Origin of the sequence: Mixta sp. (assembly GCF_024610815.1) — a bacterium.
GTDB classification, from domain to species: domain Bacteria; phylum Pseudomonadota; class Gammaproteobacteria; order Enterobacterales; family Enterobacteriaceae; genus Mixta; species Mixta calida.
Map to the genome: position 1 here is coordinate 19,492 of NZ_JANION010000057.1, position 15,654 is coordinate 35,145.

Sequence of the window (15,654 nt, forward strand, 5' to 3'; positions counted from 1 at the left end):
TGCCGATGCTAATACCGATCTGACATCGCCTACCTTACTTACAGAGAGCAAAAGGATATGAAAACCACCTCCCCTGACGGGGCCCACGATCGGGTCAGTTTTTGGCAGCATCTGCGTTTGGTTCCTATGTTCACGACGATTTTCACCGGTATCCTGGTGCTTTTCGCCCTGAGCATCGGCCTGTCCGGCTGGTTTTTACAGCAAAGCAACCGGTCTCTGGATGAGGCGACGCAGGAAATCCAGATTCGCATGGCGCTCTCCAACAGCTCCAACCACCTGCGCACCGCCCGGCTGCTGGTGATCCATGCCGCCGCCGCCGCGCGCATAGGCGAAATGGAGGAGTTTCGCTCTATTCTGAGCGCGGTTGAGAAGCGTCTCGGCCAGGCGCAGCAAAATTTTACTACCTATCAGAATCGTCCCAATAAAGGCGAAGCGGACAGCGCGCTGGACGCGCCGTTGCAGGCGCGTTTTAACAGCTACCTGGAAAAAGGCGTGATGCCGATGGTACAGTCCGCCAAACAGGGCAGCTTTGAAGGAGTGATTGCGCAGGAAACGGACATTACCCGCAAGCTCGACGACAGTTATAACGAAGTGCTGTTAAAAGCGATTCAGATCCGCACCGCTCGCGCCGAAGCGATCAATCAGCAGGCCACCGCGCAGTCGCATCTCGGCTACCTGATTATGGGCCTGGCGTTCGCCGTCGCGCTGGTGCTGACGCTGATGACCTTTATCTTCCTGCGTCGCGTGGTGATCCAGCCGCTGCATCAGGCGGGCGAAAGCATCGCGCGCATCGCCGCCGGCGACCTCACCGCCCCGCCCCGCCGCTGGGGCCGTGGCGAAATCGGCGTGCTGAGCGCTAACCTGCAGGCGATGCAGCAGGCGCTGGTGACTACCGTTGGCGTGGTGCGCGAAGGCGCGGTGGCGATCTATCAGGGTTCTGGCGAAATCAGCGCCGGCAATACCGATCTGTCGTCACGCACCGAACAGCAGGCGTCGGCGCTGGAGCAGACCGCCGCCAGCATGGAGCAGCTGACCGCCACGGTGAAACAGAACGCCGATAACGCCCATCACGCCAGCCAGCTGGCGGCTGACGCCTCCGGCAAAGCACGGGAGGGCGGCGATATCGTTAGCGGCGTTATCAGCACGATGAACAATATCTCCGGCAGCTCGAAGAAAATCGCCGAGATCACCACCGTGATCAACAGCATCGCTTTCCAGACCAACATCCTGGCGCTTAACGCGGCGGTGGAAGCGGCGCGTGCCGGGGAACAGGGACGCGGCTTCGCCGTGGTCGCCAGCGAAGTGCGCAACCTCGCGCAGCGCAGCGCTCAGGCGGCGAAAGAGATTGAGGCGCTGATCGCCGAATCGGTGCATCTGATTGGCCAGGGATCTGAGCAGGTCAGCCATGCAGGCGCCACCATGACCGATATTGTCGAGGCGGTGCGACGCGTTACCGATATTATGGCGGAGATCGCCGCCGCCTCCGACGAGCAGAGCCGCGGCATTCAGCAGGTCAGCCTGGCGGTAACGGAGATGGATAACGTGACGCAGCAAAACGCCTCGCTGGTAGAAGAAGCCTCATCTGCCGCCGCCTCGCTTGAGGAACAGGCCGCGCGCCTGACGCAGGCCGTCGCCGCGTTTCGTCTGTCACAGCAGGAAACCGCTTCGTCACCGAAAGTCGCCGCGCCGCAGAAAGCGCCGCCAGCAGCGAAGCTGCGTCCTGCGCTGGCTGAAAATGAGAACTGGGAAACCTTTTAATCAGGCGTGATGCGCTGAGATAAAAAAACCACCTCCTGAGAGGTGGTTTTCTTTATTCGCCGCCTGAAGCGGGCTCGACGAAAATGCCGTCGTCGTGTCCGGTTTCGTTAAAAAACCAGATCCCCAGCGGATAATCCTCCAGCGCCACCAGATACATGGTGCCTTCATTAAAATCCTCTACCGCCAATACGGTGCCGGGCCGCCGCGGACCGCCATCGGTTTTTACCGTAACGCGATCGTTTACCTTCATGTTTATTATGTTCCCCTGCTCAGGCCATTACCGTTACAGCGGAGAATAAACGGCGAATTAACGCCGCGCAATAACCCAGACCGCATGAATGATGCCGGGGATATAGCCCAACAGCGTTAGCAGGATATTCAGCCAGAATGCGCCGCCAAAACCTACCTGTAAAAAGACACCCAGCGGCGGTAACAAAATGGCGATAATAATGCGCAATAAATCCATAACTTCTCCTGTTTTGTAGATTTTATCCATGGGTAAGTGTAGCAGGAAGGTTATTAATTGCCTGTAAGGTCTGGTAAAGGTTAAGAAATATGGCATCGGACATTTTCATTTTCTTAACGTTTTCCCGCAAGACTTCAGACACGCTTTTTGCCTACACTTATCGCCACTGCACCAACCCCACAGGCGCAGTCAACCTAAAAGTAACAAGGATTTTGCCCGCGCTTCGCGGGCTTTTTTTAGGTATTTTCTTATTTGTTCCCTGCCGCGATCCCGCTCGCAACAACCTGGCCCGCATCGCCTATACTTTTTGCGTCCATCCTGGCGTCGGAGGCGGTTATGAACAGTGACTCTCGCTACAGCGGCTCGTCGTCTGACAGTGCTGAACCGCGTTCCCCTTTCGCTGGCGCGCAATGTTTTAACCGCATGGATGAAGGAAATGAATGGGAGCAACAGGATGCTGAAAGGCGCGCGCGTGGTCATTCAGCGCTGGAAGAAGCGTTTGAACTCGATATTCATGATTGTTCGGTCAGCGAAATGCATCGTTAACAGCGGTATACGCGGGATCGTACATAAAAAAATCCCGGCCTGTTAGGGCCGGGATGACAGAGTCGTCAATGAAATTCGTTACACCAGGAAATTCCCTTACGCTGCCAGAGTACGTTAAACATCCCTTAAGATAAATCTTATTCATTCTGCATAATGCCGCCTTTTCCGCCCTGTTTTCTCACGCCGCGCTGGAAAAGCAGAGAGATTTCACTTTATTAGGCGCGCTTAGCATTTCGCCTTTTCTGACAACAAACGCGCTATTTTCCAGAATTTTCTGAGCCTGTACGAAACGCGCCTTTTATCTCCACGTCCCTCACAATTAACAACTCTCGTTATACTTAGGCAGAGCATTTACCCCATCGGACGCCGTTACCATGAGGACTTTGGCATGCCGAATTTGCAAGATCCCTTAATGATCGTCACCGACCTCGACGGATCGCTGTTAGATCACCACACCTACAGCTGGCAGCCGGCGGAACCCTGGCTGGCGCGGCTGCGTGACGCGCAGATCCCGCTGGTGATCTGCACCAGCAAAACCTCAGCGGAGATTATTCCGTTGCAGCAGCGGCTCGGCTTTCCCGGCGCGCCTTTTATTGCTGAAAACGGCGCGCTGGTGCAGATCGATAATGCGCAGGGCGAGATGGTGCGTCACCACGCGGGCAAAGACTATAGCGAAATCTGCCACTGTCTGCGCCGCTTGCAGCAGCAGCACCATTTCCGCTTTACCGGCTTTAGCGATTTTACCGAGAAAGAGCTGGCGGCCATTACCGGTCTGCCGCCCGCCGAAGCGGCGCTGGCGCGCATGCGCGAGGCGTCGGAAACGCTGGTCTGGCGCGACAGCGATGAACAGCTCGCCCTCTTCCGCCAGGCGCTGGAACAGGCGTCGCTGATGCTGGTGCAGGGCGGCCGTTTCTGGCACGTCATGCCGAAAGGCAGCGGCAAAGGCGAGGCGCTACGCTGGCTGTTGCAAAATATGACCACATCGGGAGGAAAACGCTTTATTACCGTCGGGCTTGGCGACGGCCCGAACGACGCGCCGATGCTGGACAGCGTCGATTACGCCGTCGTCATTAAGGGATTCAGCAAAAGCCCGGTTGAGCTGACGCGCCAGGATGAGTGTCACGTCTATCAAACCACGGAATATGGCCCCGCTGGCTGGTGCGAAGGCCTCGACTATTTTATCTCACAGGAATGACCCAGGCGCGGCGTTAACGCCCGCCTTTATGTGGAGCCAGATATGAGTGATTTTTTCCAGAACGGTGTCATAACGAATTTTCATAACCTGACCGGCCGCTCAACCGAGGCGCTGGAAAGTGAGATGGTACAGTTTGCGCGTAAACGCAAGATGGGTTTGATTCTGCCGTCGCTGTTTTCCGAACTGGAAGGCCCGGCGCTGAGCCATATTGTTGATGAGCTGGCGAAAGTGCCCTACCTGGAGGAAATCGTTATTGGGCTCGATCGCGCCGATCGCGATCAGTTTCTTTTCGCGCGCGACTTCTTTTCACGCCTGCCGCAGCGCCACCGTATTTTGTGGAACGACGGTCCGCGCCTGAAGGCGATCGATGCAGAGCTGGATAAAGAGGGCCTGTCGCCCACGCAGCCAGGCAAAGGCCGCAACGTCTGGTTTTGTACCGGCTATACGCTCGCTTCAGACCGCAGCAGCTGCGTCGCGCTGCACGACTGCGATATCGTCACCTATGAGCGCGGCATGCTGGCGCGCCTGCTCTATCCGCTGGCGAATCCGGCGTTTCAGTATGAGTTCTGTAAAGGCTTCTATGCGCGCGTCGCGAACAACAAACTCAACGGGCGCGTGGGCCGCCTGCTGGTAGGACCGCTGCTGCGCTCTTTGCAGCAGGTGTATGGGCATTCCGATTATCTCGACTACCTCACCAGCTTCCGCTATCCGCTCTCCGGCGAGTTCGCCATGCGCACCCACGTGCTGAACGGCATTAAAATCCCCGGCGACTGGGGTCTGGAAATCGGCGTGCTGTCGGAGATCTACCGCAACTACACCACGCGGCAGACCTGTCAGGTCGAGATCGCCCATAACTACGATCATAAACATCAGCCGCTGTCGGAAGAGGACGGCACCGGCGGCCTGCGTCGCATGAGCAACGATATTGTGCAGTCGCTGATGCGCAAGCTGGCGACCATGGGCGTGAACCTGACCAGCGACTCCTTCCGCGTGCTGAAGGCGACCTACTACCGCAACGCGCTCGATATGATGGAAATTTACAGCCACGAGGCGAGCATGAACGGGCTGCATTTCGATCAGCACAGCGAGGAAGCGGCGGTCGAGATGTTCACTCAGGCGATCCTGGATGCCGGACTGGCGTTTATGGAGCGGCCTAACGATAAGCCGTTTATCCCCAGCTGGAGCCGCGTCCAGTCCGCCTTCCCCGATATTTTGCAGCGTATCTATCAGGCGGTGGAAGAGGATAACCAGGGCAAGGTGTAAGACGACGGCAAAGCGAGCCGCCTCCTACCGGAATAAAGAAGCCCGCTATCAAGGCGGGCTTCTTATTGGGCGCAGGCATAAGCGGCTTCCCTACTCTTTTGGACGATTTTGCGCGGGCGATTTGGTTTCAATGCGGCGCAGCTTCTTCCACGCCTGCCGCACGCCGCGCTGCGCCATCTGACGGGTATAGCGCTCAAATATGGCGGTGCGACGGCGCTGTTCCGTGCGGTTGTCATACCACATCATACCGCCGCGCAGCATGGCGAAGGCCACGCCCAGCAGATAGCCCCACTCCTGTAGCGTCAGGCGGGTCACACAGCCCTTCACGATGCCTAACAGTAACAACAGCGCGTTCATTAACATCTCCATCCCTCTTTTCCCAGCGATGAAAGGATGAATTAATAATGAACCAATAGTACATAAATAACAAGAACAATTAGTTCATTTTGTTAATGGGATCGCTTAACCTAAATTTTCCCATTTTGCTTCCACCACCACGCCGATGATGCGGCAATCATCATGAATTTCCTGCATTTTATATTCGGGATTCAACGGCTTAAGGTATTTGCGCCCGCCATCTTCGATATAGCGCTTAAAGGTCGCTTCGTTGGCGTTGATTAGCCTGGCAACCACCAGCTTGCCTGATGTGGCGGGGATATCGGGATCGACCAGAATCATCATCCCTTCCGGGATGCTCAGGCCGACCGGCGACGTCATCGAATCGCCTTTCACCTCCAGCCAGAAGCTGTTTTCGCTGACGTGGCGCGTGGTGGCGGGCCAGCGGTCGATCTCCGCGCGCGACCAGGGTTCGACCGCTTCGCTCCAGAGCCCGGCGCTGACCCAGCTGATCAGCGGATAGCAGCGCATAGCGGGCGCCTGGGTAACGCTGCGCACGTTGTTATCCAGCCGCGTCGATCCCAGCTGTAGCCATTCGCGGCTCACGTCAAGATAGTCGGCCAGCGCCTGGATCTTGCCGTCGCGCGGCAGCGCCTCGCCGTTCAGCCATTTGCCCACCGCGCGCGGCGTTACCGCCAGCGCGCGCGCCAGGGCGACGCCGCGCCCATGCGCTTCCAGCCCTTTGCGATTGCAGGCTTCGATAAGCCTGGCGGAAAAAGCCTGACGATACGTTTCTTCTGACATAGTTCACCTGGTTCATCAATAGCGCGCCAAAACGCGAAAAATGCGTAATAATGAACCAAATGTACAAAATCGTCGCCCGCCAGTCAAGACCGGCGGGCACGCAGGAAAGGGATTTAGCTGGCGAGCTGACGGGAGATGTTCACGGGAGAAAGTTCTTCTTCACGGAACGCTTCGCGGCGGACGCTGTAGCCATCGTACCAGCGACACTCAACCATTCCGCTGGCGATGCCAGTGACGATCATGGTTTGACCACCCTCTTTATGCTTCACTTCATCGCTGACGCTGATAAACATAACGCGGCCTCCTTAGTTAGGTTAAAAAGCACCCATTATGTATAGCAGGCAGCACCTGGATTTTCCTCCAGCGCAGATAAAAAGCCGGAGCTGACACGCAACAGCCAGTGAAAAATAAGGAATATAAACAAAGCGCGTAAAAATTGACGCTGCCGTTTAATATTTATAGCCTACTGAAAAAAGGGCATAAAAAAACGGACCTGAGTCCGTTTTTGCGCGTTTTGATCACGACCGTCGCCAGCCGATCCCGGCTTAAATTCAGATTTTGCAGCCTTCGCAGTCCGCTTCGTCATCCATCAGCTCAGGCAGTTCGCTCGCTTTCTTTTCCGCGTTGGCCTGCGCCTCTTCCAGCTGGGCGTCAATATCAAACTCAAACATATCGTCGTTCATGGCATGCTCCCGTTAATCAAATTTCGCCGCTCTTTATACCTTAAGCGCGCAGCTTCGCAATCAGATTTACCGCCAACAGCACGATCGACCCAATGATGAAGCCGATAACCAGGTTGGCGCCGTTTTCCAGCAGCGTGGCGATGAAGCCGCCGAAGCCTTCGCTGAAATGGGTAATGGCGTGATGCAGCGCCGGAACGCCATGCACCACGATGCCGCCGCCCACCAAAAACATCGCCAGCGTGCCGACCACCGACAAGATTTTCATCAGCCAGGGCGCCGCCACCAGCAGCATCCTGCCGATGCCCTGCGCCACCGCCGACGATTTCTCGCTCAGCCAGTAGCCGAGATCGTCCAGCTTAACGATGCCCGCCACGATGCCGTAAACGCCGATAGTCACCAGAATGGCGATGCCTGCCAGAACGATCACCTGGTTCAGCAGCGGCGCGTCGGACACAATACCAAGGGTGATGGCGACGATTTCCGCCGAGAGAATAAAATCGGTGCGCACCGCGCCTTTGATTTTCTTTTTCTCGTAGCCAGCCGGGTCCTGCTCCACCAGCTTCTTCAGCCGCAGCTGCCGCGCCTCCGGCGATTCGGCGTTCTTATCGCGATGCAGGCTGTGCATCACCTTTTCCACGCCTTCATAACAGAGATAAGCGCCGCCGATCATCAGCAACGGCGTAATCGCCCAGGGCGCGAAGGCGCTGATCACCAACGCCAGCGGCACCAGGATCAGCTTATTTAAAAACGATCCTTTCGCGACGCCCCAGATCACCGGCAGTTCGCGGTTCGCCTTAACGCCCGACACCTGCTGCGCGTTCAGCGACAGATCGTCGCCCAGCACGCCGGCGGTTTTCTTCGCGGCGACCTTGCCCATAACGGAAATGTCATCCAGCAACGTCGCAATATCATCAAGCAATGTCAGTAAGCTACTTCCAGCCAAGTTAAATTCCTTATATTACAGTTCATCATGCTGACAACAGGGGCAAACCTGTATCTCGCTGACCGCCATATCAGCTATCCCTTCACAGTCCCACTCAACGCGCACCGGCCCTTCTCCGGCATGATGGTGCAGATATTTACTGACCGCGCTTTCCGTCATGCCGGTGATCTCTTCCGTCGCCACCAGCGTATCGCCAACATACACCCGCGCCGTCGCGCGCGTGTTGACCATGCGCTCTCCTTGCAGCTTATAGAGTCGCCGTACCGTCAGCTTAATGCTGGCCATGCTCTCCCCCAGAGTGTTCAGGCTAAAACAGCGATCTAAGCAATTATGGTTCGCTTTGGCAAACTTTGCGCCAAATCACACGGCGGCCCCGGCAAAAAAGCAGGTAATTTTGCCAGGATCATGGCAGATTAAAAGCCTTTTATTACAGACGGATTGAAAAAATGTCGCGTTCCGCTGCCGCGCCGCTGCCCTTAGCGCTGGCGCTGTTTACTTTATATATTGTCTGGGGTTCTACCTATTTCGCCATTCGCCTCGGCGTGGAGAGCTGGCCGCCGATGATGCTGGCGGGGCTGCGCTTTTCGCTGGCCGGGCTGATTCTGCTGGCGTTCCTGCGCTGGCGCGGACAGCCGCTGCCGGGACGTCGGGCCGCGCTGAATGCGGGCCTGATCGGTCTGCTGCTGCTGGCGGTCGGCAACGGTCTGGTGACGCTGGCGGAACATCAGCAGGTGCCCTCCGGCCTGGCGGCGGTGATGGTGGCGACGGTGCCGCTGTTTGCGATGTGCTTCAGCCGTCTGTTCGGCATTCGCACGCGAAAAATCGAATGGCTTGGCATTCTGGTCGGGCTGGCGGGCATTATGCTGCTGAACAGCGGCGGCCACCTGGCGGGCAATCCACAGGGCGCGATTTTAGTGCTGATTGCGGCGCTCAGCTGGGCATTCGGTTCGGTGTTGGGGTCGCGCATCCTGCTGCCGCAGGGGGCGATGGCGGGCGCAATTGAGATGCTGGCGGCGGGCGCGGCGCTACTGTTGGCCAGCGCGCTGAGCGGCGAACGCTTGAGTGCGCTGCCCGATCTTCAAGGTTTCCTGTCGTTAGGCTACCTGATGCTGTTCGGCTCGATTATCGCCATCAACGCCTATATGTATCTGATCCGCAACGTCTCGCCGGCGATCGCCACCAGCTACGCCTACGTTAATCCGGTGGTAGCGGTGCTGCTCGGCACCTCATTCGGCGGCGAAACGCTTTCCCCGCGCGAATGGCTGGCGCTGGCGGTGATCATCTTCGCCGTGGTGCTGGTGACGCTGGGCAAAACGTTGTTCCCTGAGCGCCGCGCCGTCACCGAAGAAAACGACAGATAATCCGTTTACCTGTGAAAAAGCGGGCCTTACCCGGTCGGCAGCGTTAACGGATGCATTCCCTGGTGATCGATAGCGGCGTTGCTGTCGCTCGCCAGGAGCCACTCTTCCAGGCGGCTGATCATCGCCTCGTCATCCAGCTTCAGTTTGCCGCGCAGCGCGCATTCCCAAACCACCAGCACTTTCCACTGCTGCTGCGTCAGCTGGGCGATATGCCGTCGGTCGCGCTCCACGTTGCTGCCTATCTTTCCCATCCAGAATGCGGTGCGGGTGGCGGGCACCTTAAACAGATAGCAATGATGGTGATGCCAGAAACAGCCGTGAACAAAAATAATCGCCCGCTGTTCATCAAGGACAAAATCGGGCCGTCCCGCCAGATTCTTATCCTGTACCCGGTAGTGAAAGCCGCGATCGGTCAGCAGCTCGCCCAGACGCTGTTCAATGGCAGTATCGCGCGTGCGGATCGCGCGCATATTTTTGCTGCGTACGGCGGCGGAATGCACATCGGCCATAGCAATATCTCCTTGTTGTCTGTTAACAGTGTATGCGCCGTCGGGAGAAACCGGCAAACCGCCGCTGCGTCTGCAGCAATAATTTACAAGCCAACCGTTGCGCAAACTGCCAAACTGAATTTTTTGTTGAGGAGAAGAGAGATGACGCACCTGCTATGCCATACCGGTCCTGAGACGACGCGCTGCGACGCGAAAATTACCGCCTGGGGAGAGGATGAAAAGGGAAACTGGATCGCCGTCGACCGCACGGTTTTTATCCGCAGGGCGGCGGCCAGATGTCCGACCGCGGCACGCTGACGCTGGGCGAACAAACGCTGACGTGCCAGCTGGCGCTGCAACGCGACGGCGCGGTGCGCCACTACCTGACGGATCTGCCGGATAACCTTAAACCTGAAGCGCCGCTGCGGCTGGCTATCGATGCGCCCTTTCGTCTGATGGCGTCACGCTCGCACAGCGCCGGGCATCTGATTTCGCATGTGGTGGAAACGCTGCGTCCCGGCCTCATTCCCGACAAGGGCCACCACTTTTTGCCGGGCGCGTACGTGGCGTTTCAGGGCGAACTGGCTGACGACGCGGAACGTTTTTTACGACTGGTGCAGCAGCAGGTCGAGGCCGCCATCGCCGCTTCGCTGCCTGTTCGCATCGGCGCCGGTTCATTTAGCGATATCGCCGCGCTGCGTCCCGAACTGGCGGATAAGATCCCGCAGCAGGCGCAGATCCGCACCGTGACCATTGGCGACTATCGCCCCTTCGCCTGCGGCGGCACGCATGTCCCCCACAGCGGCGCGATCGGCGCGCTGGCGCTGCGGAAAATCAAAGTGAAGAACGGCGTGCGCATCAGCTATGAGCTGTTAACTGACTGAAGGCGACGCTGATTATCGCTTGCTTACCGCCTCGGCGATCCAGGGCCGCAGCAGCTGCGCCACGGCGGCAAAGACCGGCACAATCACCGAGTTGCCGAACTGGCGATAGGCCTGCGTATCGGATACCGGAATGCGGAACGGCTGGCCTTCCGGCGTCTCGAAACCCATCAGCCGGGCGCATTCGCGCGGCGTCAGCCGCCGTGGCCGCCGCTGCTGATTATCGGGATGATCGAAATCCGCCTCGCCGAGGGCGCGATCCCAACCGCGGTCGATCAGGATCTCCGAGCCATCTTTGTAATAGCGCGCCGAAAGGGTGCGCACCACGCCGTGCGTGCTGGCAGGATCGAACAGGCCAAAGCCGAAGCCGTTGCCGCGCGCCTGATGCTTACGCGCATAGTTATAGAGATACTTCCAGAGCGTCGGCGTCAGGATATATTTTTCATCGACCTGCGGCTCCAGCAGCTCCGCCAGCGTACGACGACGCTGCGGCCAGTAGCGGGCGATATCGCGCAGCGTAAAGCCCGGCTTCAGCCCCAGCTCGCGGCGAAAGCCCACCAGCACAATGCGTTCACGGTGCTGCGGCAGAAAATGCTGGCCATCGATGATTTTCGGGTCTGGCCCGACGGCATCGGCGTCCGCCACCTCATAGCCCAGCTCATCCAGCGTCTGCATTATGATGCGGAAGGTGTTGCCCTTATCGTGGCTTTTCAGATTCTTCACGTTCTCCAGCACGAAGATGGCTGGCTTCTTGGCGGCGATAATGCGCGCTACATCGAAAAAGAGCGTGCCCTGCGCCTCGCAGGCGAAACCGTGCGCACGGCCCAGCGCGTTTTTTTTGGAAACGCCGGCCAGCGAAAAAGGCTGGCAGGGAAAGCCCGCCAGCAGCACGTCATGATCGGGAACCGTCTCATCGATATGCCGCCAGGCGGTCTGCTCATCGACGTCGGCGCGCTGACTTAACGTGACGTCGCGGATATCCTGATTAAAGCGGTGCTGCTGTTCATCACAGTACCAGTTAGCTTTATAGGTGCGCACCGCATGTTTGTTCCATTCGCTGGTAAATACGCACTGGCCGCCGATCGCTTCAAAGCCGCTGCGAATGCCGCCGATGCCGGCGAAAAGATCGATAAAGCGAAAAGCATAGTTGGGATGATGCGCGGGCGGCGCGGGCAGCATCTGCCGCAGCTGCGCTGTTTCTTCATCAGTCAGCAAACGCGACTGACCCTGGCCGTTTTGCCAGCGAGTGAGCGATTCGCGCGTCCATTCATACTGGCCGAGCTGGCGCAAACGGGCCGCCACGGTTTTCCGATCGTATACCGCCAGCACCTTTTCCAGTAGCTGCATATCCTCAATGCGCTTTTTCTGCGCATCAGCCTGCGCCTGTTGCGCCAGCGGCGGCGCCAGTTCGTCAAATTCGCTCATAACTTTGCTGTTCAGGAAAAAAGTGGCGCAAGTGTAACATCTGTTTGACCCGGCGCTCCATCAGTTAGCGACGCGCCTTGCCGGGTTTGCGAAGTGACAAGCCCTGGATGCGCGCCATGCTGGCGATGAAGAAAATTAACCTCGCCGTTTCTGCCTGCGATTTGTCTTAATTCAGCCAGAGAAACTAAAACTGCTTTCGGCGCGGCCGCTGTCACAAAATTGACATCGGCCGCGCCAATACTCCTTTTTATTTTTTTGGAAAGGATTATGTCGCTACTATCAGTGCTTCCCCTGCGTCTGTCGCGCCTGGCGCGTCGTCCCGCTTTTCGCTTGCCCGCCTTTTTATTCAGTCTCAGCGGCGGATTCTGGACCTTTCTGGCTCTGTTTTGCCTGTTGCAGTGCGCCAGCGTGCTGATGATTACCCTGTCGGTGAATCACAGCCACGCCACGGTGGAAACCGCGCGGCAGCTGCATACCCGTCAGGCGCTGCTGGAAAACGCGCGCGTCGCGCTGCTGACCGCCAGCGACAACAGCCATCGCGCCGGCATCTGGTTTATGCAGGATAAGGAGACCGGATCGGTCGACAGCTGGAAGCCGCTCGCAGCCAGCGCGGCGACGGCGTTGGCCGAGGCGCAGTCGCTGTTCTCCCGCTACGGCGCGCCGAAGGAGAGCGCGCTGTCGCAGAGCTTCAATCAGCTGACGGAAGGGTTGCAGGAGCAGCTGAAAAGCCTCAACGACAACACGATCGACGGCTTTTTTATGGTGCCGATGGAGGCGTTTCAACAGCAGTTCAGCGAGGCATGGCGCGCCACGCTGACCGAGGCCGATCGTCAGGCTGGCGTAACCAACGACGCGACGCTGCATTCGCTGACCGAAAGCCGCAACCTGCTGCTCTTCTTCTCGCTGCTGTTGCTGGCGATGCTGGCGACGGCGGGATGGCTGCTGCTGCGCGGCGTGCTGCGGCCGCTGAATCAGGCGGCCAGCGAGCTGAAACATATCGCCATCGGCAATTTGAATCAGCCGCTGGCGCAGCGCGGCCGCCAGTCGCATGAGATGGCGCAGCTGTGGCAGGCGATGACGCAGATGCAGCAGGGATTGCAGCATATCGTGCGCGAAATCAACGCTATTGCTGACGCGGTGATGCAGAGCGCGGAAGGCATGGTGCGGCAGAGCGACACGCTTAACCACAGCAATCAGCAGCAGAGCAGCGCCTTTGCCCATATCTCCGCGCGCCTGTCGCGCATGGCTGAAGAGGTAGAGAACAGCAGCCGCTTTACCCATCATGCCACTCAACAGGTGCAGCATACCGACAGCCTGACGCAGCGCTGCGGCGAAATGGTGAGTCAGGTCGATACGCATATGCAGGATATCGTGCTGGCCTCCGGCGAAATCGCCGGCATCGTCAATCTGCTGGAAGGGTTGTCGTTGCAAACGCGAATGCTGGCGCTGAATGCGGCGATCGAATCGGCGCATGCCGGCGTCTACGGACGCGGTTTTTCCGTGGTGGCTAAAGAGATTGGCCTGCTGTCGAACCAGAGCAGCCATTCCACGCGCGAGATCGATCGCCGCATTCAGCATACGCATCAGCATATCGCTACCGGGTCGGAACGCGTGCAGGCGCTGGAGGCGCTCTATGGCGAGATCCGCACCGAGGTGTCGGGCGTTGTGGTGCTGTTAGCGGAGCTGGAGCAGAACGCGGCGGCGCAAAGCCAGCGCGTCGGTAAGATCGCTGCGGAGATTGCGCGCATGGCGCAACAGGTGGAAGAGAACGAAGCGCTGTCGCAGCAAAGCGCCCTCGCCTCACAAACGTTGATCCAACAGGCGCAGCGCCTTTCGCAAAGCGTGCGCCAGTTCAGTCTGTAGCTACTTCTTCTTTTTGTTTTTCTTCAGCAGCGAACGGATCTGTTTCAGTTCGCTGCTGGTCAGCTGCGGCGCCTCATCTTCCTGCGCCGCTTCCGGCACGCTTTCCTGCGCCGCCTCCGGGAAAGTTTCCTGCACGCCTTCCTGGGTGTGCTGGGAATCGATCGCCGGATGCGGTTGAGTCAACAGGCTGGCTTGCAAACGCTGGCTGACTTCCTGACTCAGCGAAAGCTGGTTTTCCAGCGCCAACGTTTTCAGGGTCTCTTTTAAGGCGGGATCAATTTTAATCGTTAAGCTAACCGTGTCAGTCATACCATTCCTCCTGGTTGTTTGGGTCAACGTAGCGGAACGGGATAGAATTTAACATACTGTCACAAAAATTTAATATTCATCCATCACCGGCGTAAAGTCGCGCAATACAGATTCATCCAGCGAAACCAGATCGCCCTGCAGCTCGGCGCACAGCTTAGCCATATAGGTGACCAGAAACGCGACGTTGTGTTGCGCCAGACGTTTCCCTTCTGCGGTCTGCATCGTGTCGGGCAGACGCAGCAGCTTCTTCTGAAAGTGATCCAGCGTCCAGCTGGCATCATCCAGTTGACGATCGCGTCCTAACGGATCGTCGCTGTCGAACAGCGCCCTGCCCAACGCGCCTGAGGTGTAGAACACCCGCGCCAGCCCGATGGCGCCCAGCGATTCCAGCCGATCCGCATCCTGCACAATGCGCGCTTCCAGCGTTTCCGGCTTAATGCCGGCGCTGAAGCTGTGCGCCTGTATCGCGTGGGCCACGGCGTTATGCAGTTCAACGGGAAAATCGATAAAATCTTCGCTCAGAATACGGCGCGTTTCCACCGCCGCCTTGCTGGAGGCGAGATGCCGCTGCGGATGATTCTTCGGCAGGTTGACAACATCGTGAAAATAGCAGGCGGTTAACACCACCAGCGGGTCCGCCTCGGTGCCCTGCATAATATGCTGCGCGGTTTTCCAGACACGACGAAAATGCGCGATGTCGTGCGCCTTATCATCCTGCGGCCAGGAGGTATGCAGCCAGTTTTCAAAGCGGGATTGCCAGAGTGTCAGGGACATCATCTACTCCTTCTTATTATTAGCGGAGATGCTGAATGGCGAGACGGTAAACAAGCGTGGAGCGATAGATCTGTTGCGGATATACCGTTCTTTTGTGACAACGTAATGACGCCATCGACATTGTCACTTGTGTAAGTCTTTCATTAAAATTGCGATCTACATCAAGTTATAATGACCACCCTACAAAATAACAACATCAATGCAACATCCTTCTTTTCCCGTCTCTCAGGATATCTCCTAAAAAATATAAGAAATCGTAATGATGCATGCATAAATCAGACAACAGGAGTACTGCATGTCCGACCAGCCTGTGCGATATTGTTGCCGTCGTGACTTAAGTCAAACTAATTAACGAAAACGGTGTCTCTGCGCATTACAGCCAGGTAAGCTACTGTAAAAATATACAATAAAGCACTGAGACGCGTATGTCATTTATCGTAAACGGTAATATTTTCTGACGGGGAGACGTCAGTCCCCTTTTCCCTGACAGGCGGTGCAGTTTGATAAGGGGTTCTCATGAATAATTATTGAAATGATTGCCCCCTTTTATCATGAGTAA

General features: G+C 57.5%; 21 protein-coding genes. 9 read left to right on the forward strand and 12 right to left on the reverse strand.

Features of this window, described 5'->3' with window-relative positions; all coding sequences use genetic code 11:
- Positions 1-57 precede the first annotated feature (57 nt).
- Positions 58-1,758 carry a methyl-accepting chemotaxis protein gene (locus MYY08_RS03445; RefSeq protein ID WP_084971312.1) on the forward strand — a complete coding sequence of 567 codons (1,701 nt, stop codon included), beginning with the start codon at positions 58-60 and terminating at the stop codon, positions 1,756-1,758.
- Positions 1,759-1,810: 52 nt separating this feature from the next.
- Here MYY08_RS03445 and dsrB read toward each other — a convergent pair whose 3' ends face one another.
- Together dsrB and MYY08_RS03455 are read right to left on the reverse strand one after the other, a co-directional pair.
- Positions 1,811-2,008 carry a protein DsrB gene (gene dsrB, locus MYY08_RS03450; RefSeq protein ID WP_038625382.1) on the reverse strand — a complete coding sequence of 66 codons (198 nt, stop codon included), beginning with the start codon at positions 2,006-2,008 and terminating at the stop codon, positions 1,811-1,813.
- 57 nt (positions 2,009-2,065) lie between these two features.
- Positions 2,066-2,224: a YqaE/Pmp3 family membrane protein gene (locus tag MYY08_RS03455; RefSeq protein WP_038625380.1), complete on the reverse strand. Its 159-nt coding sequence runs from the start codon at positions 2,222-2,224 to the stop codon at positions 2,066-2,068.
- Positions 2,225-2,313: 89 nt separating this feature from the next.
- Between MYY08_RS03455 and MYY08_RS03460 the strand changes: the two genes are divergently transcribed.
- From MYY08_RS03460 to MYY08_RS03475, 4 genes are all read left to right on the forward strand, one after another.
- On the forward strand, positions 2,314-2,571 hold the full coding sequence (locus tag MYY08_RS03460) for a hypothetical protein (protein ID WP_288013179.1): 258 nt from the start codon (positions 2,314-2,316) through the stop codon (positions 2,569-2,571).
- Positions 2,561-2,770 carry a DUF2525 domain-containing protein gene (locus MYY08_RS03465; RefSeq protein WP_121495295.1) on the forward strand — a complete coding sequence of 70 codons (210 nt, stop codon included), beginning with the start codon at positions 2,561-2,563 and terminating at the stop codon, positions 2,768-2,770. Before MYY08_RS03460 ends, MYY08_RS03465 begins: the two co-directional genes overlap by 11 nt.
- A 388-nt stretch (positions 2,771-3,158) precedes the next feature.
- Entirely contained in the window at positions 3,159-3,965 is an 807-nt protein-coding gene (locus tag MYY08_RS03470) for a mannosyl-3-phosphoglycerate phosphatase-related protein (protein WP_288013183.1), read from the forward strand.
- A 42-nt stretch (positions 3,966-4,007) separates the two neighbouring features.
- Positions 4,008-5,228, forward strand: a complete 1,221-nt coding sequence (locus MYY08_RS03475) for a glycosyltransferase family protein (protein WP_038625376.1) — start codon at positions 4,008-4,010, stop codon at positions 5,226-5,228.
- Positions 5,229-5,318: 90 nt separating this feature from the next.
- Here the strand turns inward: MYY08_RS03475 and MYY08_RS03480 are convergent, their stop codons facing one another.
- The 6 genes from MYY08_RS03480 to MYY08_RS03505 all read right to left on the reverse strand — a co-directional run bounded on the left by MYY08_RS03480 (position 5,319) and on the right by MYY08_RS03505 (position 8,279).
- Positions 5,319-5,585, reverse strand: coding sequence for a hypothetical protein (locus MYY08_RS03480; protein WP_038625374.1), 267 nt, complete (start codon positions 5,583-5,585; stop codon positions 5,319-5,321).
- A 105-nt stretch (positions 5,586-5,690) separates the two neighbouring features.
- Entirely contained in the window at positions 5,691-6,368 is a 678-nt protein-coding gene (locus tag MYY08_RS03485; protein ID WP_038625372.1) for a LexA family protein, read from the reverse strand.
- A 113-nt stretch (positions 6,369-6,481) separates the two neighbouring features.
- The gene (locus tag MYY08_RS03490; RefSeq protein ID WP_038625370.1) at positions 6,482-6,661 is read right to left on the reverse strand and encodes a YodC family protein; all 180 of its coding nucleotides are present in this window, start codon (positions 6,659-6,661) and stop codon (positions 6,482-6,484) included.
- A gap of 258 nt (positions 6,662-6,919) precedes the next feature.
- Positions 6,920-7,051, reverse strand: coding sequence for a hypothetical protein (locus tag MYY08_RS03495; RefSeq protein ID WP_257152224.1), 132 nt, complete (start codon positions 7,049-7,051; stop codon positions 6,920-6,922).
- A gap of 40 nt (positions 7,052-7,091) precedes the next feature.
- Positions 7,092-7,994, reverse strand: a complete 903-nt coding sequence (locus MYY08_RS03500; RefSeq protein ID WP_288013189.1) for a DUF808 family protein — start codon at positions 7,992-7,994, stop codon at positions 7,092-7,094.
- Between the two features lie 15 nt (positions 7,995-8,009).
- Positions 8,010-8,279 carry a hypothetical protein gene (locus MYY08_RS03505; protein ID WP_038625366.1) on the reverse strand — a complete coding sequence of 90 codons (270 nt, stop codon included), beginning with the start codon at positions 8,277-8,279 and terminating at the stop codon, positions 8,010-8,012.
- Positions 8,280-8,440: 161 nt separating this feature from the next.
- Here MYY08_RS03505 and yedA point away from each other — a divergent pair, with 161 nt between their 5' ends.
- Positions 8,441-9,355, forward strand: coding sequence for a drug/metabolite exporter YedA (yedA, locus tag MYY08_RS03510; RefSeq protein WP_084970610.1), 915 nt, complete (start codon positions 8,441-8,443; stop codon positions 9,353-9,355).
- 26 nt (positions 9,356-9,381) lie between these two features.
- On the opposite strand, the gene MYY08_RS03515 is transcribed toward yedA, so the two are convergent.
- Positions 9,382-9,864 carry a very short patch repair endonuclease gene (locus MYY08_RS03515; protein ID WP_038625363.1) on the reverse strand — a complete coding sequence of 161 codons (483 nt, stop codon included), beginning with the start codon at positions 9,862-9,864 and terminating at the stop codon, positions 9,382-9,384.
- 141 nt (positions 9,865-10,005) lie between these two features.
- Here MYY08_RS03515 and MYY08_RS03520 point away from each other — a divergent pair, with 141 nt between their 5' ends.
- Entirely contained in the window at positions 10,006-10,161 is a 156-nt protein-coding gene (locus MYY08_RS03520) for a hypothetical protein (protein WP_159378696.1), read from the forward strand.
- Positions 10,140-10,727, forward strand: coding sequence for an alanyl-tRNA editing protein (locus tag MYY08_RS03525; protein ID WP_288013196.1), 588 nt, complete (start codon positions 10,140-10,142; stop codon positions 10,725-10,727). The genes MYY08_RS03520 and MYY08_RS03525 overlap by 22 nt, the downstream gene beginning before the upstream one ends.
- 12 nt (positions 10,728-10,739) lie before the next feature.
- Here MYY08_RS03525 and MYY08_RS03530 read toward each other — a convergent pair whose 3' ends face one another.
- Positions 10,740-12,149 carry a DNA cytosine methyltransferase gene (locus MYY08_RS03530; RefSeq protein ID WP_084970608.1) on the reverse strand — a complete coding sequence of 470 codons (1,410 nt, stop codon included), beginning with the start codon at positions 12,147-12,149 and terminating at the stop codon, positions 10,740-10,742.
- 267 nt (positions 12,150-12,416) lie between these two features.
- On the opposite strand from MYY08_RS03530, the gene MYY08_RS03535 reads away from it, so the two are divergent.
- Complete coding sequence (locus MYY08_RS03535) at positions 12,417-14,012, forward strand: methyl-accepting chemotaxis protein (protein ID WP_081981765.1); 1,596 nt, start codon at positions 12,417-12,419, stop codon at positions 14,010-14,012.
- On the opposite strand, the gene MYY08_RS03540 is transcribed toward MYY08_RS03535, so the two are convergent.
- Positions 14,013-14,321, reverse strand: a complete 309-nt coding sequence (locus MYY08_RS03540) for a hypothetical protein (protein ID WP_038625358.1) — start codon at positions 14,319-14,321, stop codon at positions 14,013-14,015.
- 69 nt (positions 14,322-14,390) lie between these two features.
- A complete protein-coding gene (locus MYY08_RS03545; RefSeq protein ID WP_038625357.1) occupies positions 14,391-15,095 on the reverse strand; it encodes a phosphohydrolase in 705 nt (234 codons plus the stop codon).
- Positions 15,096-15,654: the final 559 nt, after the last annotated feature.